Annotated in this window: 21 protein-coding genes and 2 pseudogenes; 8 read left to right on the plus strand and 15 right to left on the minus strand. The window is 59.3% G+C overall.

The features are described from left to right. The 9 genes and pseudogenes from sctR to GHK62_RS35090 all read right to left on the minus strand — a co-directional run. A complete protein-coding gene (gene sctR, locus GHK62_RS27145) occupies positions 1-654 on the minus strand; it encodes a type III secretion system export apparatus subunit SctR (RefSeq protein WP_153442077.1) in 654 nt (217 codons plus the stop codon). Next, positions 654-1,670: a type III secretion system cytoplasmic ring protein SctQ gene (gene sctQ / locus GHK62_RS27150; RefSeq protein ID WP_153442078.1), complete on the minus strand. Its 1,017-nt coding sequence runs from the start codon at positions 1,668-1,670 to the stop codon at positions 654-656. Before sctQ ends, sctR begins: the two co-directional genes overlap by 1 nt. Then, a complete protein-coding gene (locus GHK62_RS27155; RefSeq protein ID WP_153442079.1) occupies positions 1,667-2,983 on the minus strand; it encodes a FliI/YscN family ATPase in 1,317 nt (438 codons plus the stop codon). Before GHK62_RS27155 ends, sctQ begins: the two co-directional genes overlap by 4 nt. Further along, positions 2,976-3,536 (minus strand): type III secretion system stator protein SctL, encoded by a 561-nt coding sequence (gene sctL, locus GHK62_RS27160; protein ID WP_153442080.1) that lies wholly within the window; start codon positions 3,534-3,536, stop codon positions 2,976-2,978. The genes GHK62_RS27155 and sctL overlap by 8 nt, the downstream gene beginning before the upstream one ends. Beyond that, a complete protein-coding gene (locus GHK62_RS27165) occupies positions 3,529-4,161 on the minus strand; it encodes a hypothetical protein (protein ID WP_153442081.1) in 633 nt (210 codons plus the stop codon). Before GHK62_RS27165 ends, sctL begins: the two co-directional genes overlap by 8 nt. After that, complete coding sequence (gene sctJ / locus GHK62_RS27170) at positions 4,158-4,853, minus strand: type III secretion system inner membrane ring lipoprotein SctJ (RefSeq protein WP_380786122.1); 696 nt, start codon at positions 4,851-4,853, stop codon at positions 4,158-4,160. Before sctJ ends, GHK62_RS27165 begins: the two co-directional genes overlap by 4 nt. Positions 4,854-4,961: 108 nt before the next feature. Then, on the minus strand, positions 4,962-5,441 hold the full coding sequence (locus tag GHK62_RS27175; RefSeq protein ID WP_153442083.1) for a hypothetical protein: 480 nt from the start codon (positions 5,439-5,441) through the stop codon (positions 4,962-4,964). 53 nt (positions 5,442-5,494) lie between these two features. Continuing rightward, a complete protein-coding gene (locus tag GHK62_RS27180) occupies positions 5,495-6,535 on the minus strand; it encodes a GH12 family glycosyl hydrolase domain-containing protein (protein WP_153442084.1) in 1,041 nt (346 codons plus the stop codon). A 538-nt stretch (positions 6,536-7,073) separates the two neighbouring features. Continuing rightward, positions 7,074-7,284: pseudogene (locus GHK62_RS35090) on the minus strand (alpha-crystallin domain-containing protein); the annotation flags it as partial. A 380-nt stretch (positions 7,285-7,664) separates the two neighbouring features. Between GHK62_RS35090 and GHK62_RS27190 the strand changes: the two are divergent. The 7 genes and pseudogenes from GHK62_RS27190 to GHK62_RS27220 form a co-directional block, all read left to right on the plus strand. Continuing rightward, the gene (locus GHK62_RS27190) at positions 7,665-7,979 is read left to right on the plus strand and encodes a co-chaperone GroES (protein ID WP_153442085.1); all 315 of its coding nucleotides are present in this window, start codon (positions 7,665-7,667) and stop codon (positions 7,977-7,979) included. Positions 7,980-8,024: 45 nt separating this feature from the next. Next, the gene (gene groL, locus GHK62_RS27195) at positions 8,025-9,653 is read left to right on the plus strand and encodes a chaperonin GroEL (RefSeq protein ID WP_153442086.1); all 1,629 of its coding nucleotides are present in this window, start codon (positions 8,025-8,027) and stop codon (positions 9,651-9,653) included. Positions 9,654-9,847: 194 nt separating this feature from the next. After that, complete coding sequence (locus tag GHK62_RS27200; protein WP_153441666.1) at positions 9,848-11,194, plus strand: DegQ family serine endoprotease; 1,347 nt, start codon at positions 9,848-9,850, stop codon at positions 11,192-11,194. Positions 11,195-11,236: 42 nt separating this feature from the next. Continuing rightward, complete coding sequence (locus GHK62_RS27205) at positions 11,237-12,424, plus strand: NEW3 domain-containing protein (RefSeq protein ID WP_153441667.1); 1,188 nt, start codon at positions 11,237-11,239, stop codon at positions 12,422-12,424. After that, positions 12,421-13,359 (plus strand): ABC transporter ATP-binding protein, encoded by a 939-nt coding sequence (locus GHK62_RS27210; protein WP_153441668.1) that lies wholly within the window; start codon positions 12,421-12,423, stop codon positions 13,357-13,359. The genes GHK62_RS27205 and GHK62_RS27210 overlap by 4 nt, the downstream gene beginning before the upstream one ends. Then, complete coding sequence (locus GHK62_RS27215; protein ID WP_153441669.1) at positions 13,349-14,302, plus strand: ABC transporter permease; 954 nt, start codon at positions 13,349-13,351, stop codon at positions 14,300-14,302. Before GHK62_RS27210 ends, GHK62_RS27215 begins: the two co-directional genes overlap by 11 nt. Positions 14,303-14,359: 57 nt before the next feature. Further along, positions 14,360-14,629 (plus strand): annotated as a pseudogene (locus GHK62_RS27220) (DUF982 domain-containing protein); the annotation flags it as partial. 347 nt (positions 14,630-14,976) lie between these two features. Here GHK62_RS27220 and GHK62_RS27225 read toward each other — a convergent pair. The 6 genes from GHK62_RS27225 to GHK62_RS27250 all read right to left on the minus strand — a co-directional run bounded on the left by GHK62_RS27225 (position 14,977) and on the right by GHK62_RS27250 (position 22,541). After that, a complete protein-coding gene (locus GHK62_RS27225) occupies positions 14,977-16,704 on the minus strand; it encodes a GH32 C-terminal domain-containing protein (RefSeq protein ID WP_153441671.1) in 1,728 nt (575 codons plus the stop codon). 61 nt (positions 16,705-16,765) lie between these two features. Continuing rightward, a complete protein-coding gene (locus tag GHK62_RS27230; RefSeq protein ID WP_153441693.1) occupies positions 16,766-18,139 on the minus strand; it encodes a NosD domain-containing protein in 1,374 nt (457 codons plus the stop codon). 210 nt (positions 18,140-18,349) lie between these two features. Then, entirely contained in the window at positions 18,350-19,492 is a 1,143-nt protein-coding gene (locus GHK62_RS27235) for an ABC transporter ATP-binding protein (RefSeq protein WP_153441672.1), read from the minus strand. Between the two features lie 13 nt (positions 19,493-19,505). Beyond that, a complete protein-coding gene (locus GHK62_RS27240; RefSeq protein WP_153441673.1) occupies positions 19,506-20,342 on the minus strand; it encodes a carbohydrate ABC transporter permease in 837 nt (278 codons plus the stop codon). Then, positions 20,335-21,216, minus strand: a complete 882-nt coding sequence (locus GHK62_RS27245; RefSeq protein WP_153441674.1) for a carbohydrate ABC transporter permease — start codon at positions 21,214-21,216, stop codon at positions 20,335-20,337. Before GHK62_RS27245 ends, GHK62_RS27240 begins: the two co-directional genes overlap by 8 nt. A 65-nt stretch (positions 21,217-21,281) precedes the next feature. Then, positions 21,282-22,541, minus strand: coding sequence for an ABC transporter substrate-binding protein (locus tag GHK62_RS27250; RefSeq protein WP_153441675.1), 1,260 nt, complete (start codon positions 22,539-22,541; stop codon positions 21,282-21,284). Positions 22,542-22,709: 168 nt separating this feature from the next. Between GHK62_RS27250 and GHK62_RS27255 the strand changes: the two genes are divergently transcribed. Then, a complete protein-coding gene (locus tag GHK62_RS27255) occupies positions 22,710-23,729 on the plus strand; it encodes a LacI family DNA-binding transcriptional regulator (protein WP_153441676.1) in 1,020 nt (339 codons plus the stop codon). Positions 23,730-23,854: the final 125 nt, after the last annotated feature.

Consider the following 23,854-nt stretch of genomic DNA (forward strand, 5'->3'; position numbering starts at 1 on the left):
TCATCCCGCATAGGAAAGCACAAGTCCTTCGAGAAGCCGTCGCCAGCCATCGACAGCGACGAAGAGCAGCAGCTTGAGGGGAGTCGAAACCACCGGCGGCGACATCATCTGCATGCCTAGCGCAACGAGGATCGCCGAAACCGCGAAATCGATCATCAGAAAAGGCAGATAGATCAGGAAACCGATCTGGAAGGCCCGCGTCAATTCGGAAACCAGGAAGCTCGGGGTGAGAATCGCGATGTCGTCCGGAGTTGCGGCCCTTGCCTGTGTGCCTGACCAGACTTGCTGCGACGATTGGACGAAGAAGCCGCGGACCTCCTCGTCGGAAAATTTCAGCATGAAGGCCTTCAGCGGCGCCGAGAGCTCGGCAATCCTCGCCGCCATTCCGCCGATCGTGCCGAAGTCGTGGCCGCTGGCGGCGAGGATGCGCCACGACTCCTGGAGCACCGGGTTCATGACGAATGCGGAAAGCACGATGGCGACGGCGAAGACCAGGAGGTTCGGCGGCGTCTGTTGGATGCCGATGGCATTGCGCACGATCAGCAGCACGACGGAAATCTTGGTGAAGGAGGTCGCCACCACCGCGATAACGGGGAGCGCCGAGATCGCCGCCATGGCGGCCAAGCTCTGGGCGAGGGGAAAACTGTTTTCCATCAGTCGGTGAGCGCGGTGATGCGGACGGCCGCGAAGCCCTCCAGCGCGACGATTTCGCCGCGGCCGATGATCCGTCCCTGGGCCACGATGTCGACCGCTTCCGACAGGGCGCGGTCGAGCGTGAAGACATGGCCTTCTCCGATTGCTTCAAGCTCGCCAAGCGGAAGCTCGATGCGTCCGGCTTCGAAGACGAGCTTGATCGGGATTTCGGAGATGGCTGCGGGTTGCGGGGGCCCTTGCAGGTCCTGATCCACGTCTTCGTTCGTCATGAGATGCCTCATTGGATTCCTAGGGCGGGTCAGCAAAGGCTCCTCGAGCGTGAAGCCCGACTCCGTGCGGGTGCAGCGGGCGAGATAGCGCTCGCCCGTGACCGCGACGGCAGTTGCTGGCGATGCCGGGGGGATGACGATCGCGTCGCCGGCGGAGAGACTCCTGATTTCGTCCGCCGTAAGAAGGGCAAAGCCGCGCCGAAACGCGACGCTCGTCGTGAGGCCGCGAAGGCTGCGCCGGGGCAAGCGACCCGCCCAGCGAACAAGTCCGGCAAGCGTCTCCGGATCGAATTCGCCGCAGATCGCGCAGGCGAAACCGTCCCAGCTCACATCGAAAGCGAAATTCAGCGCCGTGCGATCGCAGGTCGGCTCGCCGACTTCGGTTAGTGCAATCTGCCCCCTGGCCCCGTTTTCGATCGCGCCGAGCGCGTCGGCAACCAGGCACTCGAACAAGTTGGCCCTGGTCGCCGGCGTCAGTTGGTCCCACCGGGCCAGCGGTTCGAACCGCTCCACGAACAATCTCAGTGTGGTTTCAGACAACCATAACTCGGCAGCGCGGCTCGCGATCTCTAGCCGGATGGCCACTGGTTCGCCGATCCTGCCGATGGCGATCTCCGGGACCAAGGGGCGAACCGCTAAGGTGCGGTCTCCCAGTGGTATTTGCCATGACTTCCGAGCACCGATGCGGGTGGTATCGGTGTGAACGCAGGTTGCGACCTGGATTGAGCGAACTGCCGATACGATCATCGGGCGAGCTCGCGAAGCGCTGTGACCGTCTCTTCGAACGGGCGACAGCCTTTGGCGCCATACAGAAACTTGTTGATCATTCCCCGTTTGCGCACCGCCTCGTCGGCGGCCGGATCCTGCCCCTCCCGATATTCGCCGACGCGGATGAGGAGTTCGACCTCCTTGTAGAGGGCGAGCAATGACCGCAGGTGATTTGCCGCCTGGTTATGGCTCTCGTCGACGACTGCATGCATCGTCCGGCTCCTGCTCGCGAGCACGTCGACGGCAGGGAAATGCCCGCTCTGCGCGATCCGGTCCGTTAGGACTACGTGTCCGTCGAGGAGCGCGCGGGTCTCCTCGGCGATCGGGTCATCCTGCTCGGCTCCTTCGACCAGCACCGAATAGAAAGCCGTCATCGTTCCGGTGGCGCTGTTGCCGGCCCGTTCGAAGACCTGGGGCAGCGCGGCAAAGACCGAAGGCGGAAAGCCGCGGCGCACCGGCGGTTCGCCCGCCGCAAGTCCCACCTCGCGCAGCGCCCGCGCCATCCTCGTGACGCTATCGACGATGAGGAGCACACGCTTGCCCCGGTCGCGGAAATGTTCAGCGACAGCGGTTGCCGTCAGCACGGCCTTGTATCGTTCGAGCGCCGGCCGGTCGGACGTTGCGACGACGAGCACTGCGTTCGACGGCTTCCCCGCCGGCATGACGCGATCGACGAATTCGCCGACCTCGCGTCCGCGCTCTCCCACCAGCGCACAGACGATGATATCGGCATCGCTGTTGTTGATGATGTCGCCGATCAGCGTCGACTTGCCGACGCCGGGCGAGCCGAAAATGCCGATCCGCTGGCCTTCCCCGCAGGTCAATAGACCATCGACGGCGGGAATACCGACCGGAAAACGGCGATCAATCGGGCGACGCGACAGGATGTCGGGCGGGGGCGCATGGAGCGATTGCGAAAAGCGTGCCGTACCGCCCGTGCCGACTTCGGCCTTGCGAAGGACGTTGCCGTGCGCATCGATGATCGCGCCGATCAGGAAATCGCCCGTCACGATAAAAGGCTGGTGACCGGATGGAACCACTTCGGTGCGCACCGATACGCCGCGCGTATCCCCGTGCAGGGAGAGAAGGGCGCTTTCCCCTTCGATCCCGACGACATCAGCGAAGCCCAGTCGCCCGCGGCCGGGTTCACGCAACTCGCAAAGCTCGCCGATCCTCACGGCAGGAAGTTGTGCGCGCACCAAGAGCCCCGAAACCCCGATGACACGGCCGCTCGCCCGGCGCGTCTCGGCCCGGGCCATGTCACTTCCGAGCCTGAGCAGCGCGTCAACCATGGCCGGCCGCCTCCATGAGCGCCGCGATCTGTTCCCGAGCGCCGATATGTGCCCGGCTCATCGAGGTCTCCATGACGATTTCGCCGGCCGAAAGAAACTGGTCGGCGACGACGTCGATACGCCGGTCGAGCCCTTCAATCGCTTTGCGGACAGCCGCCGCTTCGCCAGCGGCAACGTGCAAGGTCACCCGCTGGCTCTCGGCCACTTCCCCAATCGCCTGCGTAACAAGGCGACCGACCCGCTCGTCAGCATCGAGGCTACCGACTATTCTTTCGACGGCTCTGAGCACGATCGGCGTGACAAGTCCCTCGATATCGAAGAGCGCCTTTTCCGCCTTGGCCGCAGCAGCGGCAAAGCTTTCCGTCGCCTTGCGCAGCCCTTCAGCATAGCCTTGGCGGTAACCATCCTCGCGCGCAGTCTCGCGCACCTCCGAGGCCTTCGCAGTTTCAATGGCTACGACTTCACGCGCGGCTGCAACAAGCGCCGCCGCTTCGCTTATCACACCGAATTCATGAGCGGGAATGACGCGGCTGCGACGCCTACGCTCATGCATCGGCGTGCTCCCTATCCGCTGCCATTGCGGAGGCCACGGCCGCGCCGATAGCACAAGCGGCCGGCCGGACAAGGGTCAGTGACGCGGCATTGAGGTCGCCCCAGGCCAGCTGCCACGCATCCGCCAATCGCAGGCTCCTGAGCCACAGGGCGAGAATGCGACAGCCGTCGGCGAGGACGAGCCGGCGGCTTTCGTCCTGCGCCGGATTGAGCGGGACAACGGAGGAGGGGGAAAGCCCGGCATGGGCCAGAGCGAAGCGAACCGCCTGCAATCCGAAGGCAGCGGAAAGTGCTTCGAGGACGGTTCGCGAAAAAGCCGTCCCGAATGCATTCAAATGATAGGTGAGGCCAGCGCGCAACGCCGCCTCATTCCTGGCATCCGGCGACAGTAGCAGGAATTGACGCAGGTCACCGGTGCAGTCGGCAGGATCGCCGGCCAAGTCCGCAATCCGCTCGAAGAGCCGCGCTTGCATCCGCGGTAAGGCCGCCATGCGCCGGCAGAGCGCTGCGTCAGGCCCGTCCGCTCCAAAAACGAAGTCCTCAGCCCTTGCGGAGAGCAGAACCGATCGACGAAGGCGCGCATCGTCGAGTGCCCTTGCTCCGTCCTGCCGAATTGTCGACCTCATCGGCTTTCCTTCCGCCGCGGCACGATCAGAAGCAGACCCGCCGCGGCAGCCAGGACGATCCCAGAAAGGATCGAGAGGTTGCGATAGCTAAACAGCGATCCGAAGCTGGCGAAATTGTCGGCGGCAGCAGGCTGGGTGGTTGCGGATGTCAATGCCTGGCGGGCAGCCGATGCCGTCAAACCGACTTCTGACCACGGGCTACTGATGACGGATACGTCTTCAGAGGCCAGGCCACGAATGCTGTTTAGCAGAATGGAACGGCTTTTCAGCTCGATACCCGCCAGATCTGCGCCCGGTCGATACTGCAGCAGCGCCGAAGCGCGCGCCTTCTCCCTGATCAGGCCGCGGCCATTGTCTTCCGGCAAAACCACGTGCACGCGAGCCGCTGCGACGCCATCGAGCGCCGATAAGGTATCGGCAAGCTGCTGTTCGACCGCGAAGGCCAGCCGTGCTTTCTGTTCGAAAGGAGTTACCACGAAGCCGTCGCCGGGAAAAAGATCTGCTACGGTGCTGCGCGGCTGGCGCGGCAGACCGGCCTCCGCAAGCAGTTCTATGGCCTTGGTGCGATCGCGGCTGTCTACAGATATGGAAAAGGCCGAATCCTCATCGGGCAGGACGTTCGCATGGATTCCTGCCCGCTCCAGCAAGACCTGTGCGTCGCGGGCGTCACGTTGATCCAGCGCCGTCAGCACGTCTTCGCTGCAGGAGCAAAGCGGAACACAGAGAAGGAGCGCGGCAAAGAGCTTGCCGGCGCGCGACAATGACGTCGTGTGACCATGCGGGAAGACAGCCATGGCGCCTTACTGCCCTTGGGACAGTCGCTTGGAAGACGACATAACGGATTGGGTGAGCGATGACAGGAGCATGATACCTGTGGCGAATTGCTGCGATGTCTCAAATCGATCTATCGCCTGGGTCAGGTCATGAGCCCCCGTCGCCGCCTGCTCGACCTGTTCGGAAGCCTTGGCGAACCGCACCGGTGATGGTTGGGGGCCATGATCGCTGGCCAGCTTGAACAAAGAGACAAGTCGATCAAGAAGGGCTGGCGCTTTCTCGCTTGCGGGAGGCAGGGAGATGGGCAGGTTCTCCGGGTCCGCCTGCGGCGATATCTTCCTCAAACCGGTAGAGGTCATCTCCTGGACATCAGAAGCGGGCGCGAGAGAAGTATGTTCGCTGCTAATCCGCTGTGCAACGACGTCGGTTGTTCGAAGCGTTGCCCCCGTCGATAAAGCCTGGACGGCCGCCAAAAACCCGCGCTCGGAGAAGCCTTCTGGGCTCATCGACAAATCCTCTATTGGCTACTGGGCCGAATGCGTCGGCTGTTGAGGAAGCTTCAGCCCTCGTCGCCTTCGTCGATGGCTTCCTTGGCAAAGTTGAATAGGGAATTGTTCAGCATCAGTGTGTTGGACACCATGCTGGGCAGGAATGCGTCTATCGCCGCCGACAACAGCTGCTCGTCGCTATTGGGATCAACCTTCCTTGGGGGGGTTGCCCCTCGGTCGGCCGCTCCGCTCACGGCAGCGCCTCTGTCGACGACATGTGAGCTTACATTTGGATTGCTATCCACGGCGTCAATCGGCGTCGAGCTCACGGAGCAGTTTTTGAAGTTGAAGTTCTTCCCTCCAGGGGACGCGGTAATCTCGGCGCCGTATTGAACGCTGCCGACGTTTATGTCGCCAAAGTGGCCCTTCGACTTGAGCCAATCCAGGATACTCTTGATGTCCACCGTCCCGTTATTGGTCTTGGAAGTGCAAAGCAGTGAGATGACCTTGTGGCCATTATAGCCTTCGAACACGTTCCAAGTCGCTCCGCCTACATTGACATTGCGGTAGATCGGAATCGACGCCCCGGAAGCGTCATAATGATATGAGATGGGCTTAACGTTGCCGCTGCCGTCTGGATTTCCGGTGTAGTTTGTCCAGAGCATTATCTCATTCTGCTGTGAGCCGTCCCAGATGTCGTAGGCGGTGTTCCACGCGCCGCCAACAGGAACATCCTGATTGAAGCTCGACGTCAGAGTATTGATTGAACTGAGTGGTTTCCCGACATTGAAAGCCTGATGGGGGTAGCTCTTGATGCCATCAGTATTAGGCTGGTTCGACCACACGCTCCACTGGTTGTCTGCATGAACCGAAATCGTCTGAGGCCCAGCGGCCTTACCCCCATATATGTCGTTGTTCCAAGAATAGCCACCGTGTGAAAAGTCTCCGTATGGAGCGCTCGAGCTCCAAATCGGAGCGTTTGTCGATACAGGCGCGGCAGTCGATGACCTGGTTTCATTCACAGCTTGCCTGAATAGTTTATCATCCGGTCTGCCGACGTACCCCGGCTTGAAGGCTAGCGATCCGGTACCATCTATCCGATTGGAATCCATAAGGCTCCCTTTCTGTTAGGAGAACAAAGATCTCGCGCCTGTGCGATGACACTGACGTTGATACTCTCTTTTTTCTCGACACTAGGGAAATTCAGTTTTGGCATATCACTATGCAACTGACAGATAGCGGAGCGATCGTGTGACGTGCGGCGGTCGGGCAGGGGGCCTTGAGCGGAGGAGGTTCCTGAGTCTCGATTTTCAGAACGCGGACCCTGCATGACCGAACTGAACGTCGAGCCATCTTTTCCATCGCAATATCCGATTCAGCACGGGACCAGTGGTTGCCTTAGTCCGCTGGGCGCATTCGCCCGCCCGTCGACTCCTGTCACAATCCGTCTCCCATGCAACGAGGAAGCGCGGATTACACAGTTTGGAACGCGGTGCCGCTGCAGCCTGAACGACTTCCGCGCGTCAGAGCGGAGCTCCTTGGGCTGCGCCGACGAGACGTAACTCGCCACAATCAGCATGCGGATCGTCAGTTTTGCGCAATTGTGCGCGCTCTAGCATCGAACATATCCCCTGCAACTGACGAAACCCTGACCGTCAGTTCGTCATCGGCAAAAATCGCCACCGCGATGGGGTGCGGTATGCATTTTCGCCAAGCTTGACGATGTTATAGGCGGCGAATCGTCAGCGTTGAGACTGGCGTTTTCGAGCAGGTCGAAGGTGCGGTCGAAGCCGATGCTTGACCGGTAGAAGGGCGAAAGGTCGAGATCTGTCTCATAGCTACATCCTCCACAGAGCAACATAGATACGAGGGAGCGCGAAGAAGCTCGGCGCTCCCTGCTTCGACCCCATTTGGCGGTCGGCCAAAATGACGTGTATCAAATCGAGTGGCGTCTAGAGGGGAGGCGGTTGCCCCGGGCCTCGTCCATGAGGGGCCCGGACGAGGGTTGTTAATCTGAGCATTCAAACCGCATGCACGCGATTAGCTCTATGAATTCATGCCGGTAGCACTCTACAGTGGCGAGTGCTAAAAAATTCGTGCCGCCCTCTTGAAACTCGAAAGCTTAGAAACCAGATCGATTTGCGCGCGATGCCGAAAGGATCGGGCGCCTCGCGTTGGATTCGCTTCGGATGCGGCGCGGAGGACCTCTTCAAAAATCTGTTTGTCTATGAGGAGAGTTATATGACATTCCGTCCCTTGCATGACCGTATCCTGGTTCGCCGCATCAAGGCCGAGGAAAAAACGGTCGGCGGCATCATCATCCCAGACACGGCGCAGGAAAAACCACAGGAGGGCGAGGTCGTTGCCGCCGGCGCTGGCGCGCGCGACGACAGCGGGCAGCTGCGAGCCCTCGATGTGAAAATCGGTGATCGCATTCTCTTTGGCAAATGGTCGGGCACTGAGATCAAGCTCAATGGCGAGGATCTCCTGATCATGAAGGAATCTGACGTTCTGGGCGTGATCGAGATCGAGGCCGCAGCGAGAACGGCAGCCTAGTGCCTACCGGACCCACGCCAGACAAGAAATAGAAGGAGTAGAGAAATGGCTGCCAAGGAAGTGAGGTTCCATTCCGACGCCCGCGAGAAGATGCTGCGCGGCGTCGATATCCTTGCGAATGCCGTCAAGGTCACGCTTGGCCCGAAGGGACGCAACGTGGTGCTCGACAAATCATTCGGCGCTCCCAGGATCACCAAGGACGGCGTCACGGTTGCCAAGGAGATCGAACTCGAGGACAAGTTCGAGAACATGGGCGCCCAGATGGTGCGGGAAGTGGCGTCGAAAACCAGCGACATCGCCGGCGATGGCACAACCACGGCAACGGTTCTCGCCCAGGCGATCGTCAAGGAAGGTGCGAAGGCCGTAGCATCGGGCATGAACCCGATGGACCTGAAGCGCGGAATCGAAAAGGCTGTCGACGCCATCGTTGAGGAATTGAAGACAAACGCGCGTAGAGTCACGAAAAACGACGAGATTGCGCAGGTGGGGACGATCTCGGCGAATGGCGACAGCGAGATTGGTCGGTTCCTCGCCGACGCGGTCGAGAAGGTCGGCAATGAAGGCGTCATCACCGTTGAGGAAGCCAAGACCGCGGTGACCGAGCTGGAAGTCGTCGAAGGCATGCAGTTCGACCGCGGCTATCTCTCGCCGTATTTCATCACCAACCAGGACAAGATGCGGGTTGAGCTCGAAGAACCCTACATTCTCATCCATGACAAGAAGCTCTCGAACCTGCAGGCGCTTCTTCCGGTTCTCGAAGCCGCTGTTCAATCCGGAAAACCCCTCCTCATTATCGCCGAGGATGTTGAAGGAGAAGCGCTCGCGACGCTCGTCGTCAACAAGTTGCGCGGCGGCCTGAAGGTGGCTGCAGTGAAAGCTCCTGGTTTTGGCGATCGCCGCAAGGCCATGTTGGAGGACATAGCGATCCTCACAGGCGGAACCGCTATCTCCGAAGATCTTGGCATCAAGCTCGAGAATGTGACGCTCGAAATGCTTGGCCGCGCCAAGAAAATTGTCGTCGAGAAGGAAACCACGACGATCGTGGACGGCGCAGGCTCGAAGGCGGAGATCCAGAGCCGCGTCGCCCAGATCAAGGCGCAGATCGAGGAAACCACTTCGGACTACGACCGCGAGAAGCTGCAGGAGCGGCTGGCCAAGCTTGCCGGCGGCGTTGCCGTCATCCGCGTCGGCGGCTCGACCGAGGTTGAGGTGAAGGAACGCAAGGACCGCGTCGATGATGCAATGCATGCCACACGGGCGGCGGTCGAGGAGGGAGTTTTGCCTGGCGGTGGTGTGGCTTTGCTGAGAGCCGTCAAGGCGCTGGATGGCGTTCAGACCGAGAACGCTGATCAGAAACACGGCATTGAGATCGTCCGACGTGCAATTGAGGCGCCGGTACGCCAGATTGCCGAAAATGCAGGTGCTGAAGGCTCGATCATTGTCGGCAAGCTTCGCGAAAAAACCGAATTTGGTTACGGCTGGAACGCCCAGACCAACGAATTCGGTGATCTTTACGATCAGGGCGTGATCGATCCGGTGAAGGTCGTTCGCACCGCCTTGCAGGACGCTGCCTCGGTCGCCGGCCTCCTGATTACCACCGAGGCAATGGTCGCCGAGAAGCCGAAGAAGGAGGCGCCGGTTCCGCCGATGCCGCCTGGAGGCATGGACTTCTGACGAAAGCGATGGGTCCGCGCCCGAGGGGCGCGGACCCCTGGTGGAGCTGTGAACTGATGCCTCGGCCCTCGATGGGCAGGGCGTTCGAATATGGTTGGAGCAGGTTGGCAGGAGCCCTGGACGAGGCTCCGATGAGGCTGGACCCGAGGCCCGCCTATCCGCTCCGAAGGAGGATCTGAAGAATCGGGGCAAAAATGATCACGCGTTCGTCGAAATATGTTGGCGTATTCGCCGCACTCGTCCTCGTGCTGGACCCTGCGCCGTTCCCGGCGGCGCAGCCGCAGCCCGCCATTTCGGCAAGCACTCAACAACGGTCGCTCGCCGATGTCCTGGAGGAGGTTACGCCGGCGGTTGTCAATATTGCGGTGAGGTCACGCGCTCCCGCCGAAACCAATCCTCTCTACAACGATCCCTTCTTCCGCCGCTATTTCAACCTGCCGGAGCAGCAGCAGCAGCGGCTAAGCGCCGGTTCTGGCGTCATCGTCGACGCGGATAAAGGTTATATCCTCACCAATCACCACGTTGTCGCGGACGCCGGGGAAATTGCGGTAACCCTGAAGGACCGCCGCCGCTTCACCGCCGAGCTGGTCGGCAGCGATGAGGCAACCGATATAGCGTTGCTGAAGATCGACGCGGACAAGCTGAGGGCGCTTCCGTTTGGCGATTCCAATGCCCTTCGGGTCGGCGACCCGGTCGTCGCGATCGGCAATCCGTTTGGGCTTGGTCAGACCGTCACCTCCGGCATCGTCAGCGCCCTTGGCCGTGGCGGGATCAATGTCGAGGACTATGAGGACTTCATCCAGACGGATGCCTCGATCAATCCCGGCAACTCGGGAGGCGCGCTGGTCACTGCGGACGGCCTGCTGGTCGGCATCAACACCGCGATCATAGCGCCAGCCGGCGGCAATGTTGGCATTGGCTTTGCGGTTCCGATCGCGATGGCGTCGGCAGCGATGGAGCAACTGATCAAGCATGGCGAAGTGCGGCGCGGCCGGATCGGCATCTCCGTTCAGGATCTGACGCCGGACCTGGCCGAAGCGCTCCACATAGAGGAGAGCTCCGGCGCCGTGGTCGGAAGCGTTGAGCAGAATTCGCCGGCGGCGCATGCCGGGCTTCAAGCCGGCGATGTCATCACCGCCGTCAACAATCGCAAAATCACCGGCTCGGCAGATCTCCGCAATCGTATCGGCCTGGCTCAGATCGGATCGCAGGTCGAGATCGAATATCTCCATGATCGGGCTCGCAAAAAGGTGACATTGCGCATTGAGCCGGCCGAGGCAAAAGCTGGGGCCGAGGCGATACCCGCTTCCCTGCAGGGCGCGCAGTTCCAGGATGCGGCGGGTAACGTGGTTGTCTCCAGCATTGAGGATGGAAGCGCAGCAGAGCGATCGGGTTTGCGCGCGGGCGACGTGATCGTTGCCGTCAATCGCCAGCCGATCGCGACCGTCGCGGAGCTCGCCGCGGCGTTAAAGGACGCCGGCGGCACGATTGCGCTCGATCTGTTTCGCGGCGGCTCAAAACTGTTTCTGGTGATCGGTTAGGTCGCCGCGCGCATGGATATCGAACGTCGAAGGGAGAATGAGATGAGGACAATTGCTCGATGGATCACTGCAGCAGCATTGGCCCTTGGAGCGACATTTGCATGCACACCGGCTGTTGCTCAAGACCAGCGACAGGAAGTCGCCAAGCTTACCGGCTTCTGGCTCACGACACCGCATCCGGAACTGGCGATCCGCCCGGGAGAAACCGAAACAATTCCGCTGACGCTGCGCAATGCCAATCTGCCGCCGCAGCGGGCGTCACTTGAAGTTACAGGCATTCCCGATGGTTGGAAATGGTCGCTGAAGGGCGGCAACCGCGAGGTCTCGGCTGTCATGGTGGCGCCAGATGCGACACAGGAAGTTAACCTCGAACTGACGCCGCCCGAGGGCGCTAGCGGCGAGCGCGTTCCGATTAACGTGAAAGCGCGATACGCAAACCAGACCGCCGATCTTCCCCTTGTGGTGAAACTATCGGAGGCGGCGGAGGGTGGCTTGGAGCTGAAATCCGAGCTGCCGGCGCTGCGAGGTACGGCCAGCTCCACATTCAGTTTCAAGATAGAAGCCACCAATGACGGCGCGGAAGAGAACCTCTTCAGTCTCGCCGCCAATGTGCCCGATGGATTTCAGTCACGCTTCAAGCGCGGCTATGGCTCGGAAGAGATTACCGGCTTGCCGATCGAGGCCGGGGCGAGCGAGAACGTGACATTGGAAGTAACACCGCCGAGGTCAGCACCGGCTGGCCGCTACCCGGTCGTGGTCGAAGTGGCGGGCGGTGGAGCGAGCGCTACGACCGAGCTCAGTATTGAAGTAACCGGTCAGCCCGACGTTACATTGACTGGGCCGCGGGAACGCCTCTCCGGACAGGCAGAGGCTGGCAAGGAAGCGAGCTTCCCGTTCACACTCGCCAACAATGGCAGTGCGCCTGCGACCGACATCGAACTGTCGGCTAGTCCCCCATCAGGCTGGAAAGTCGAATTCGAGCCCGACCGCGTCGATCTGATCGCGCCCGATGCTACGAGGCAGGTGAACGTCAGGATTACCCCTTCTGAAAAGGCAATAGCGGGCGACTACATGGTCTCGGTGCGTGCGAGCGGCGGGCCCGTGTCGGAGTCGGCTCAGTTCCGCGTCACTGTAAACACATCGACGATCTGGGGCATGGCTGGACTTGGCGTCATCGCAACCGCGGTGCTCGTCCTCGGCCTGGCGGTGATGAGGTATGGACGGCGATGAGCACGATGGTCATAGAGGCAAAAGGACTGATGAAGCGCTACGGCTCCACCGTGGCTGTTGCCGGAATCGATTTGTCGGTTCGTGCCGGAGAAGTCGTCGGCTTGCTCGGACCGAACGGCGCCGGCAAGACGACCACGATCCTGATGCTGCTGGGTTTGACCGAGCCGACCGAGGGGAGCGTGCATATTCTCGGTAAGGACCCGCTGCGCCAGCCGCTCGAGGTAAAGCGAGAGGTCGGCTATCTGCCTGACGCCGTCGGATTCTACGACAGCATGTCAGGACGAGAAAACCTCGCCTATACCGCTCGCCTTGCCGGCATGTCTGCCGATCTTGCCCGGGAAAGCATTGCCGCGGCGCTCGACAAGGTGCGGTTGGCGCAGGTGGCAGACCGCCATGTCGGCACCTACTCCCGTGGCATGCGTCAGCGACTCGGCCTTGCCGAACTTCTGATGCGCAAGTGCTCCGTCGCCATCCTGGACGAACCGACCTCCGGCCTCGATCCACAGTCCACCCAGGAATTGCTCGACCTGATCCGGGCGCTGAGCCGCGACGGCATGACGATCCTGCTATCGTCGCACATGCTCAACGTGGTGCAAACGGTCTGCGATCGCATCGCGTTGTTTAGCAACGGCCGGATCGGTTTTCTCGGCACCATCCAAGAGCTCGCCGATAAGATCGGTGGAGGCGCATTCATCATCGATGTCGAGGCCGATGGCGTCGACCTTTCCGAACTAGGCACGTCGGCCGAGGGCGTGAAGTCGATCGTGGCTGGCCGCCGGGGTCATTGGCTGGTCGAAGCCGAACGCGATGTCCGCCCGGAGCTCGCCCGCCTCGTCGTGGATGCTGGCGGTTCCCTGAAGAATTTGGACCTGCGCCGCGCTCGGCTCGACCAAGCCTATAATCGGTTTTTCCGGGAGGTTGTCCATGACGCGTGAAGGCTCACCCTTCAAAGGCACGGCAACGATCGCGTTCAAGGAAGCGGCCGATCATATGACCAGCGCGCGGATGCATCTGATCATGCTGCTCGTGCTGCTCACCGCAATCGGCGCCGTCTATGGCGCGATCGGGCGCATCACCGAAACCACTGCCGAGGATCCTTTCCTGTTCCTGAAGCTGTTGACGGAGGCTCGCGAACCGCTTCCATCCTTCGCCGCCCTGCTTGGCTTTCTGTTGCCGTTGATGGCGATTGCGTTGGGTTTCGACGCGGTCAACGGCGAATACGCCCGGCGAACGATGAGCCGGCTCCTGGCGCAGCCGATCTACCGCGATGCGGTGCTGTTCGGAAAATTCCTCGGTGGCTTGCTTGTCATTGCGATCGCGCTGCTGACGCTCTGGCTGCTCATGACGGGCCTCGGCATCCTGTTCCTCGGTCTGCCTCCGTCGGCCGCCGACATCGTGCGGGGTGTCGCCTATCTGGCCGCGACGCTCGCCTATGCCGGTGTCTGGCTGGCGCTGGCGATCGCATTCTCGACCTTGATCCGCTCGCCGGCGACCTCGGCGTTGGCCGCCTTGTCGGTCTGGCTGGTGCTCGCGGTGTTCTGGGACATGATCGCGCCGCTGCTTGCAAGCGTGCTGGCCCCTATTGATCCGCTCGATCCGATGACTGTGGTCACGCAGTTCGAAACACAGCAGGCCGTCAGCAGGTTCTCGCCTCAGACGCTTTACGGCGAAATCACCGGGATGCTGTTGAACCCCGCGGCGCGATCGGTGGGCCCCTTGTTCTTCGATCAGGTCCAAGGCGCGATCGCCGGCGCACCGCTACCGACCCTGCAAAGCCTCCTGGTCGTATGGCCGCAGTTCGCGGGACTGGTCGCTGCGATGATCCTGCTGTTCACCCTGACCTATGTCGTCTTCCAGCGTCAGGAGGTCAGGGCATAACGGTTGCCAGGCGCTTCGTCACCCGCAAAGTTGATTACCCATGAATGGAGGAGAACGATGGAGCATGATCGCTTTCGACATCCGGTATCAATCTTCGTGGGACTCGGATTTCCGGCCGAGATCCACGGCGTCAGCGAGGCCTACACCTGGCTGAATGAGTGGCCGCCGTCAAAGCGGAATCCAACCCACGCCATCGCGCTCAATGCCTGCAAAGCGGCACTTGCGGGCGAGATTGATGCCGAGACCGCTCGCACGGCGCTTGTTGCCTGCGCGCGACGGGCAAATCTCCTCGCGCCTGACACCGGCACGATCGTGGGCGCGAATAGACCGACGCAGTCGACACTGTATCGCAGGCCGGTGGCTGCAAAGGGGTCGTTTGCGAGAGGGGGCGAAATAGTACCTTATGCGATCGGGAGGGGTACCTTAAGCGACCGTGACAACTTCACACGATAGGGATTTTGGCGGGTTTCGCCAAGCGGCCATCGAAAGAACGCGCAGGCATGGCTCGATTGAGCCCATTGCAGCCGTTCGGTTCGTCGGCGAGCGCGCCTGCCAGAGTGATCGTTCATTCCTCGCCTTGAAGGGATCGAACCATCGATACCGCAATTCGCATGCACCATTTTCGGCGCCGACACGTGCGGTTGGAGGACATGGTTCACCAGCCGCCGCCTATGCTAGTTACTCCAAGCCGAATCATAGCTCCATGCCTCATACGTTTCGATCCGGCACCTGTCGGCGGACTTCACTTCAAGCGAGGTCAGGTCTGTGACCTTATAGGTACGGCGCGTGCCGCAGACCGCGCCCCCATTGGCGAAGACCTCGACGACGCCGCGGTCGAAGAACAACGTCAACCATTCGAGCGTCAGCGGCGCTGAGCGGTACTTGATGTCACCATTGTCCTCCGCCACGGCCAGCTCAAGTCGGCGGGCGCTGTGAGCCAACCTAAAGCTCTCTCCGTCGCTGCCGCGCGCGATGATCTGAACTCCATCCAGATCGCCTGCCAAAGACAACTCGACGGGGCACCCCGGTTCGCATGCGAATTGGCAAGGTGCAGTCTGTCGAAGAGTGCGGGCGCGCAGGCGCTGGCAGCCCTTCTCCGGCATCATTGTCAAATTCCGTTCGGCGTCGAGGCCGAGCACGCGCGGGAGCGACAGCTCCCCGCTATAGGGCGAACCTCCCGGCTTGCGGAATTCCCAATTGAAGAGCCAGGCAAAAGCGATCTGGCGGTCCTTTGCCAGGAAGCTCTGCATTGCGTAAAAATCGGTGCCGAAATCCAGTTCCTGCAAAGCCGGGGTCGCGGGCATGAAGCGGTCGCCCTCGAATGTGCCGACCTGCGCGTAAAGCAGGTTATGACGGCCGGTTTCCGGCTCAGTGTATCCTACAAAGCCCATCACCAGCACATGATAACCATCGAGCTCGAAGAAATCCGGGCACTCCACGCAGCGCGCGCCGTGCCGGCGAAAATGCTCGGGAGCGCGATAGAGGACGGACAAGAATTTCCAGTCCTCGCCGTCCTCGGACCCATAGAGCAGGACGCCTGGATCACCATCGATCGCCGCGCCGAGCACCATCCGATATGTGCCGCAGGCCGCATCATACCAGACCTTGGGGTCACGGAAGTCGTGGGCGATACCGTCGGGACCATTGACAAGCACCAGTTTGTTGGCATCCGGACGCAGGAGATCGGTCGATGGCAGCACTCGCTTCTGCACCTCCTTGTAGTCCTTGAACAGGTCATAGGCCGGCAGCCGCTCCGTGTAGTAGAAGCTGAGCTTGCCCTCGGGGCCGACGAAGGCACTTCCCGAGAAGGCGCCGCCGGTGGCGCCCAGCGACCAAAGATTCTGTTCCGGATGCAGGAAGACCGGCAGATGGATCCAACGGTAGAGGTCGTCGCTGACGGCATGGCCCCAGTGCATGGGTCCCCATTCAGATTCAACGGGGTGGAACTGGTAAAACAGGTGATAGCGGCCGTCGACGAAACACAACCCGTTCGGATCGTTCATCCAGGCCTGAAACGGCGAGAATCTGAGCTGCGGGCGATTTGCGTCGCTCTCGTACCACTCCGGCCAGGATGTCCTCGGTCGAGCGATGACGCGGCCATCGCGCAACTCTAGGAAAGTCACGCCCTTCTCAGCGACGTCATCCGGATTGAAGCTGTATAGCAGTGGAATTTCAATGGCGCCATCGTCCCATTCTAGCGTGAGCGGGCCGGCCGCATAATGGGTATAGGAATAGAATTGAAAATAGGGCGGCAGCTGTGCGATCCGGTAAACGACCCCATTGCCGGCACGCAGAACGAAGGCATCGGCGTCTTCTTCCGGAGCTGATTTTCCAGGCTTTTGCCGAGCCCAGATCTCGAACCGCACGCCGTGCTCAGCATCCAAATGCACCCTGTTCTTCATTCGATGATCTCGTTGATGACTTTTCCGAATAGTCACTGAATTTCGAGAGTCTGCGCTCGGTCTATATTGAAACTCTGCCCCTTTTCCCAGGAACTGGAGTACTCCTAAAGGCGTTCATTGTTTTGTCCATCTCAACCTGTTCGTCATTTCCTGAATCCAGGACTGTATTCCGTACCGACCCCCTCTGCACAAGTACCGTCGTTACTTCGAGCGCCTTCAAGTTGTTAGTTGAAAGCAATGCGCCCACTTGCGTTGAAAAACAGGCACTGTTTGGTGCATCATTGATTTGCGATATTTCGGTTGTCGCCACGATGTGATTATTGGCTATGTAATTGCCGCTACCGGAAACCACATTAATTATCACCGGCTTTACGGCGAGAGGCCTGATATATTGAGTATCTATTGTCTCTGAAATGTGGTTCGCAATTATCGAATTGTTGCTGCCGTCAATTTTCATAAGGCCGAACAGATCATCCAAGCCGTTATCGTACTTCTGCATGGGCGCCCATGGCTCGCGATCTCGCAAAAAGTGATTTGAGGAAACCAAATTTTCGCAACAGTTGGCAGCAAAAACCAACATTCCGGGATAAAACGAATGGAATCTATTTCCGGTGACCGAGGAACGCATCACGCCGGAAAAATAGACACTGCTAGCACCTCGAGGGAATACGTTGTTTGAGGATACTAGAATGCCCCCATACTTTTCAGCATAAATGGAATGTCCCCTATATCCGGCTCCGACAAAATTATTTGCTATTCTTGAGGCCTGCCCCATACCTTTCAATTCGATACAGTTTCCGCACTCAGCAATGAAATTGTTGTCTATCGCCAGCGCATCTGCATCATGAACAATAACTCCATGCTCCAGATAGATAAGACCCATCCCCGTTATTCGGCATGAGTCATTGGCGCTGCCTACATAGATTCCCGTTTTGCCGTTCTTATATGTATTTTCTGCATCATTTTGCCCCGAACCATCGTCAATGAAATGTAGGCCATCAATGCAAAAGTCAGCAAACTCCACAGAGCTTATACGAGGATTTCCGGTACGCTTAACATAAAACGCGGCTCCAGCAGTCTCACCGTCGGCGGCCTCTGGAGAGATGTCCACAAGTATACGACTACCGCCCGGCCACACCTCGTGCCACCGTGCCAGCTCGTTTGCGGCTGTGTTGAAACGGATGCTCGAAGACGTAAAACCGTGTCCAGAGCCCACAATTTTCAGATAGCTCACGTCTATAACGACTTGAGTGGCAAGACGGTAATCGCCTGGCGGTATATAGATAACTGCTCCAGGTTTTCCGCCATCATTTAGATCGGAAACAGGTTGCCTGCTTTTGATGTCTGCAATGATGCTATTGATGACCGCTCCAATATCCTCACGGGGATTACCTACGGGATACTTCGTTACGTCGTAACAGTTCTCGCTAACCATTGTTAATGTCTTCTCGGACATTTCTTACTCCAGAGCGGTAGTAGACTGATGTTCTTGATTGGCTTGTTGCTTGCAAGCCGACTGGGGAATGCGTTCAACCAGCTCTCTGTTTTGGTTTGTAGTAAGCTCGTAGCTGGAGATCCGAAGGAGTCGCATGTGATTGGTGGCAGTAGAGGCGCTAGTCATTCTTGTTTTTTCCTGGCTATACCATCACCAGATGCTGGTGCGGGTGTCCGGTTCAAAGAAGTGAAGTTCTTCGGCATCGACAGCGACGCGCGCGATGTCACCTGCGCGTACGGTGCTCTTCGGAGAAAAACGGGCTACAGCAGCTTTTTCGTCGCCGATGTCGGCGACGGCGTCCGGGTCGCCGGCATCGACCCAAGGTGCGTCGATATTCAGATGCACCATGGATTCAGAACCTAGCGCCTCAACAAGAGTGACTGGGGCTGAGATCTCGGCCGAAGAAGGCCGAACGGCGGCGTCGTTCATGTGCTCGGGCCGGACACCGACAATGACCTGACGGTTAGACGCACCGTTGAGCGAGGGGCGATATTCGAAGACCCGCTCAGGGATTTCGAAAGTGTTGCTGCCCAGGGTCAGGGTCCTTCCGTTCAGAACGGCCTCGTACAAGTTCATCGAGGGCGATCCGATAAAGGCGGCGACAAAGACATTGTCAGGGCGATTGTACAGGTTTTGCGGTGTGTCGACTTGCTGAAGCACGCCGCCTTTCATGACAGCTACGCGGTCACCCATCGTCATCGCCTCGACCTGGTCGTGTGTCACGTAAATCGTAGTGACATTCAGTTTTCTTTGGAGGCTGGCGATCTCGGCGCGCATCTGCACGCGCAGCTTGGCATCGAGGTTCGACAACGGTTCATCCATCAGGAAGGCCGCTGGTTTGCGGACGATCGCTCGTCCCATGGCGACACGCTGACGCTGGCCTCCTGAAAGGAGTGCCGGCCTGCGGTCGAGCAAAGTCGTCAATTCGAGGGTGCGTGCGGCTTCGTCTACGCGGCTGGCAATTTCGGTCTTCGGCAGCCCCGCCATCTGCAGGGGAAAGGCGATATTTTCACGCACTGTCTTGTGGGGATAAAGCGCGTAGGACTGGAACACCATGGCGATGTCGCGATCCTTGGGATCGACATCGTTAACTAACCTGCCACCGATCCTGAGTTCACCGCTAGTAATGCTCTCCAGGCCAGCGATCATCCTGAGCGCCGTCGACTTTCCACATCCCGACGGACCGACGAAAACCATGAACTCGCCATCCCTGATGTCGAAGCTCAGATCGTGCAGAGCGTGAAAACTGTTTCCGTAGACCTTGTTGATATTGCGCAGTTCTATGGCGGACATGCTTCTGCCTCCCTCATCCCTTTACAGCGCCGAATGTCAGGCCGCCGACGATCTGCTTTTGAAGTGCGAGCGTTACGACGATCACGGGAAGCGAATAGAGCACCGCGGCTGCGGTCATCGCTCCCCAGGCAAGCCCGTAGACTGAGTTGTATTCGGCGATGACAATCGGTGCCGTTTTCGTAGCCTCCGATGTCAGCAGCAACGCGTAGAGGAATTCGTTCCAACTCGTGATGAAGGTGAAGAGCGCAGTCACTGCGATCCCACCAATCATGACCGGAAGGATAATCTTCCGGAATGCCTGGAAACGTGTGCAGCCATCTATGCGTGCTGCTTCTTCGAGTTCCTTCGGCACGCCTTCGAAGAAGGCGGACATGAGCAACAGCGCCAGCGGGACGGCAGCCGAGGTGTGGGCAAGAACCAGGCCCGGGATCGTATCGAGCAGGCCCAGAGACTTCAGAAGCTGGAACAGTGGCACACCCAGAGACACCGACGGCACCATACGCGTGACCAGCGCAAACAGCAGGAACAGGGTGGTGATCCTGCGCCGGTACTGCGTTGCGACGTAGGCCGCGGGGACTGCCGCCGCCAGCGAAAACACGGTTGTCAGCACCGCCACCGCGAGCGAGCTTGCGAACGCCTTCGGCAGCGCCGACGATTGCAGCACTTCGCGAAAGTTTTCGAGCGAGACCACTGCAGGCAGGAAGCTCGGCGGAATCTGCTGGACATCCGCCGCCGGCTTGATCGAGGTCATGAGCAGATAGACATATGGCAGCGCATAGGACAGAACGAGCGCGAGGGCCGCCGCGTTGACCAGGATGCCATTGATATTGAAGCGGCGTGCCCTACGCATGAGCCGGCCTCCATATCTTCCAATATGCCGCGGCGGCGAGAAGCATCATGACGATCAGGAACAGGGTCCCGGATGCCGATGCCTCGCCAAGATCGCCGAACCGAACCATGCGCTGATAGATGTTCATCGAGAACACTTCCGATGCGTGGTTGGGACCGCCTTGCGTCTGTATCCAGATGAGGTCGAAGGTCTTGGCCGCATCTACAGCGCGGACGATGACAATGACGGCGATAACCGGACGCATCAGCGGCAAGGTGACGTGCCAAAATCGCTTGACCGCATTCGCGCCATCAATCCGGGCAGCTTCGAGCAAGTCTTTCGGAATGTTCATCAATCCGGCGTAGGACACGAGCGCGACAAAGGAGGTCGTCAACCAGATATCGGCGAAGGAAACGGAATAGATGACGATGTCCTCGTCGGAGAGCCAGGCGATCGCATCGGGGTCTCTGATGATACCCAGTTGGACGAGCCCATAATTGAGAATGCCAATGTTGCCGACCAGCAGGAAGCGCCACAGGAGGCCGGCGACGATCGGCGGCACCATCAGCGGCAGCGTGAAAACCGTGCGATGCCAGCGCGATCGGCCAGGAAGTGCCGAAAACAAGAGAGCGGCGCAGAAGCCGAAGGTAAACTCGAAGAATAGCGCAAAGACCGAATATTGAATCGTTCTGAATGCGCTTTCGGCGACGCGCTTGGAGGTTAGCGCGTCGATATAGTTCTTGAGCCCGACCCAATCCCTGATGTGGGGGGTGATGGTGTCGACTTTGAAAAAGGAATCGAACATCAGGAGCCCTACCGGGTATGCGACCAGCAGGCCCAGAACGGCAAGCGCTGGCGCGAGCATGCAGAGCACAAATCGGTCTTCACCCGACATGGCTGTCTCCGAAAGCTGATGATATGCGGAGGATTTTCTCCTCCGCTGGAGTTGAGAACAGCGGGTTAGTTTAGGATGTCCTCGATCGTTTCTTTGGCATCCGTCAGGACCTTGCCGACATCCGCTTCGCAGGTCAGGGCCTGCTGCACGGCGGGAAGGACAGCTTCATCGACGATTTCCTGGTATTTCTCGTCCATCGGCCGCCCTTGGGTCGCAGGCGCGCTCAACGTCTCAAGCAGCGGCGTGAAATGCTCATAACCTGGTTTGCCGGAATAGCTGCGATAGGCGGAATTCGTCGCCGCAAGGCCAAGCGGCGCTTCGATACCCAATGCATTGTTGGCGATCGCAAAGGCTACAAATTTCTTCGCCGCGTCCTTGTGCTGGGAGGTCGAGGGGACAACGTTGTACCAAGGGCCGGGAATAGCCGCGATCCCGGCGTCACTGGCCAGCATCGGCGCGACGCCGACCTTGCCGCTGACCTTTGAATCCGCTGGCGTCATCTTGTAGGCATGCGCCCAGAACTTCATCATGGCCGTCCTGCCTTGATAGAACAGGTTCTGCGCCTCGCCCCAACCGATCTCATTCACATTCTCCGGCACCGAATGATCGACGCAGTGCGGGGCGATGTAGAATTCGAGCGCCTTCTTATGGGCTTCGTTATCGATGATAACTTTGCCATCCCTGTCGAGGATCACACCGGGCGAGCCCGCCTGAAGCACATGCGCCATCCACTCTTCGGAAAAGGTGCCGATGGTGTCGGTGCCCCAGAAGTCCGTTTTGCCGTCGCCGTCCGTGTCGCGGGTGAAGAACTTTGCCATGTCGCGCCATTGTTGCCAGGTCTTCGGCGGAGCAAGGGGATAGCCATACTTTTCCTGGAACGCCTTCTGCTCCTCCGGTTTGCTAAAGAGGTCCTTGCGATAAAAAACGATCTCCGCATTCGCCCAGGTGGGCATTCCGATCATTTTGCCTCCAACCTGTGCGTCGGCAAGCAGAGCCGGTGGCAGATCCTTGCGAACCGCGTCGGTGAAGAGCGGTGCGAGATCCTCGACATGGCCCGCGAATTTGGCGTTCCAGACAACATCGATCGTAACAACATCGAACGCCGATGACCCGGAGGCGATTTCGGCCGAGAACTTGTCAAATACGCCCTGGTAGGGAACGACCGTGAACTTCACCTCAATGCCGGTCTCAGCGGTGAACTTCTCGGCCACGGCCTTCTGGAGCATCTCGCCGCCGCCTTCGACCAGGATATTGATGGTTTCGGCATTCGCCGGCGCCACCATGAAGATGAGCGCGAGCGCGCTGGCTGAAAGCAAATTCTTCATGAGATCCTCCTGTCTTTAAAGCGAGGCTCTCACTCCAGCCTCCCATGAAGGCAACCATAATCTTGGTATGACGACGTTGTCAACGTGCATTGTCGACGTTGTCATTAAAATTGTCGACGTTGTCATTTCCTTGGTGTACAAGTGCTTTCAGAGGGAAAGGATTACGATATGGTCAGCATCGTCAGTGTCGCTAAAGCGGCAGGGGTATCGAACAAGACCGTGTCCCGGGTAATCAACGGCGAACCGCATGTGACCGAGGACACGCGAGAAAGAGTGGAAAAGGCCATTCGGGATCTCGGCTACATTCCCAACATGGCCGCGCGCCAAATACGCTCAAGCCGCTCCAACACGTTCGGGATCATCACCGACTATGTTTCCACGACTCCCTATTCGGTCGATATCGTGCGCGGAATCCAGGATTGGGCCAATAGGCATGGGAAAAGTATCCTGATGGCAAACACCGGAGGGTTACCCGAACGGGAGGCGGAAATCTGGAAAATGTTCCAGTCCCACCGTATCGACGGGGTGCTCTACGTGACGATGTACCACCGCGTCGTGGATCCCGAGGCCGGCGATGTGAGCATACCGACGGTAATGATCAACTGCCGGCCTCACACGAGCGAGCTCTTGCCATCCATCGAGCCTGACGACTTCCAGGGCGCCCGGGACCTCACCCGATATTTGCTTGAACGGGGACATCGAAGGATCGGCTATATCAGGCTCAACCCGATTCTGCTTGGCGCTGAACTGCGTCTCGATGCCTTCCGCCGCACTGTGAAGGAATTCGGCCTCGCGGAGAGCGACCTCTCCATTCGTCTTGGAATGGAAGGACCGGTCGGAGCAGAAGAGAATTATGTGTTTGCGGCAGCGACCGAAATGTTGCAGCAAAAGGATCGCCCAACTGCGATCATGAGCGGCAATGATGAAATGGCGATTCAGATCTATATTGCAGCTTTGACGTCGGGACTAAGAATCCCGCAGGACGTCAGCATTGTTGGCTTTGACGATTTCAGAACCGTATCATTGGCGCTCAAGCCCGAACTGACCACCGCGGCATTGCCGTACTATGATCTCGGTTTCCAAGGTGCCGAGTGGTTGAACAGCGTCATTTCTGAAGAAATGGTGCGCGCGAGTCGTCGTGTCATCTCGTGCAAACTTGTCGAGCGTGCATCTGTGTGTGCTCTGTAGAACCGCCGGAGTGATGCCGCCCGCTCTCTATTCGACAACTAGCTCAGCTAGCCACCTGAATGCGGGAACGCTTGGGCATGGAGGCCTGCCAGAACTCAGATAATGCAGTTAAACGGTTTCGAGCC

Source organism: Sinorhizobium terangae (assembly GCF_009601505.1).
GTDB classification, from domain to species: Bacteria; Pseudomonadota; Alphaproteobacteria; order Rhizobiales; family Rhizobiaceae; genus Sinorhizobium; species Sinorhizobium terangae.

Bases quoted from the DNA above. Each gene is read 5' to 3' on its own strand.
- GHK62_RS27230 (WP_153441693.1), bottom strand. From the start codon at position 18,139: ATGGTTAGCGAGAACTGTTACGACGTAACGAAGTATCCCGTAGGTAAT.
- sctQ (WP_153442078.1), bottom strand. From the start codon at position 1,670: ATGATCGTATCGGCAGTTCGCTCAATCCAGGTCGCAACCTGCGTTCAC.
- GHK62_RS27180 (WP_153442084.1), bottom strand. From the start codon at position 6,535: ATGGATTCCAATCGGATAGATGGTACCGGATCGCTAGCCTTCAAGCCG.
- sctL (WP_153442080.1), bottom strand. From the start codon at position 3,536: ATGCATGAGCGTAGGCGTCGCAGCCGCGTCATTCCCGCTCATGAATTC.
- GHK62_RS27200 (WP_153441666.1), top strand. From the start codon at position 9,848: ATGATCACGCGTTCGTCGAAATATGTTGGCGTATTCGCCGCACTCGTC.
- groL (WP_153442086.1), top strand. From the start codon at position 8,025: ATGGCTGCCAAGGAAGTGAGGTTCCATTCCGACGCCCGCGAGAAGATG.
- GHK62_RS27240 (WP_153441673.1), bottom strand. From the start codon at position 20,342: ATGCGTAGGGCACGCCGCTTCAATATCAATGGCATCCTGGTCAACGCG.
- GHK62_RS27165 (WP_153442081.1), bottom strand. From the start codon at position 4,161: ATGAGGTCGACAATTCGGCAGGACGGAGCAAGGGCACTCGACGATGCG.
- GHK62_RS27210 (WP_153441668.1), top strand. From the start codon at position 12,421: ATGAGCACGATGGTCATAGAGGCAAAAGGACTGATGAAGCGCTACGGC.
- GHK62_RS27215 (WP_153441669.1), top strand. From the start codon at position 13,349: ATGACGCGTGAAGGCTCACCCTTCAAAGGCACGGCAACGATCGCGTTC.
- GHK62_RS27255 (WP_153441676.1), top strand. From the start codon at position 22,710: ATGGTCAGCATCGTCAGTGTCGCTAAAGCGGCAGGGGTATCGAACAAG.
- GHK62_RS27155 (WP_153442079.1), bottom strand. From the start codon at position 2,983: ATGGTTGACGCGCTGCTCAGGCTCGGAAGTGACATGGCCCGGGCCGAG.
- GHK62_RS27190 (WP_153442085.1), top strand. From the start codon at position 7,665: ATGACATTCCGTCCCTTGCATGACCGTATCCTGGTTCGCCGCATCAAG.
- GHK62_RS27235 (WP_153441672.1), bottom strand. From the start codon at position 19,492: ATGTCCGCCATAGAACTGCGCAATATCAACAAGGTCTACGGAAACAGT.
- sctR (WP_153442077.1), bottom strand. From the start codon at position 654: ATGGAAAACAGTTTTCCCCTCGCCCAGAGCTTGGCCGCCATGGCGGCG.
- GHK62_RS27225 (WP_153441671.1), bottom strand. From the start codon at position 16,704: ATGAAGAACAGGGTGCATTTGGATGCTGAGCACGGCGTGCGGTTCGAG.
- GHK62_RS27175 (WP_153442083.1), bottom strand. From the start codon at position 5,441: ATGAGCCCAGAAGGCTTCTCCGAGCGCGGGTTTTTGGCGGCCGTCCAG.
- GHK62_RS27245 (WP_153441674.1), bottom strand. From the start codon at position 21,216: ATGTCGGGTGAAGACCGATTTGTGCTCTGCATGCTCGCGCCAGCGCTT.
- GHK62_RS27250 (WP_153441675.1), bottom strand. From the start codon at position 22,541: ATGAAGAATTTGCTTTCAGCCAGCGCGCTCGCGCTCATCTTCATGGTG.
- GHK62_RS27205 (WP_153441667.1), top strand. From the start codon at position 11,237: ATGAGGACAATTGCTCGATGGATCACTGCAGCAGCATTGGCCCTTGGA.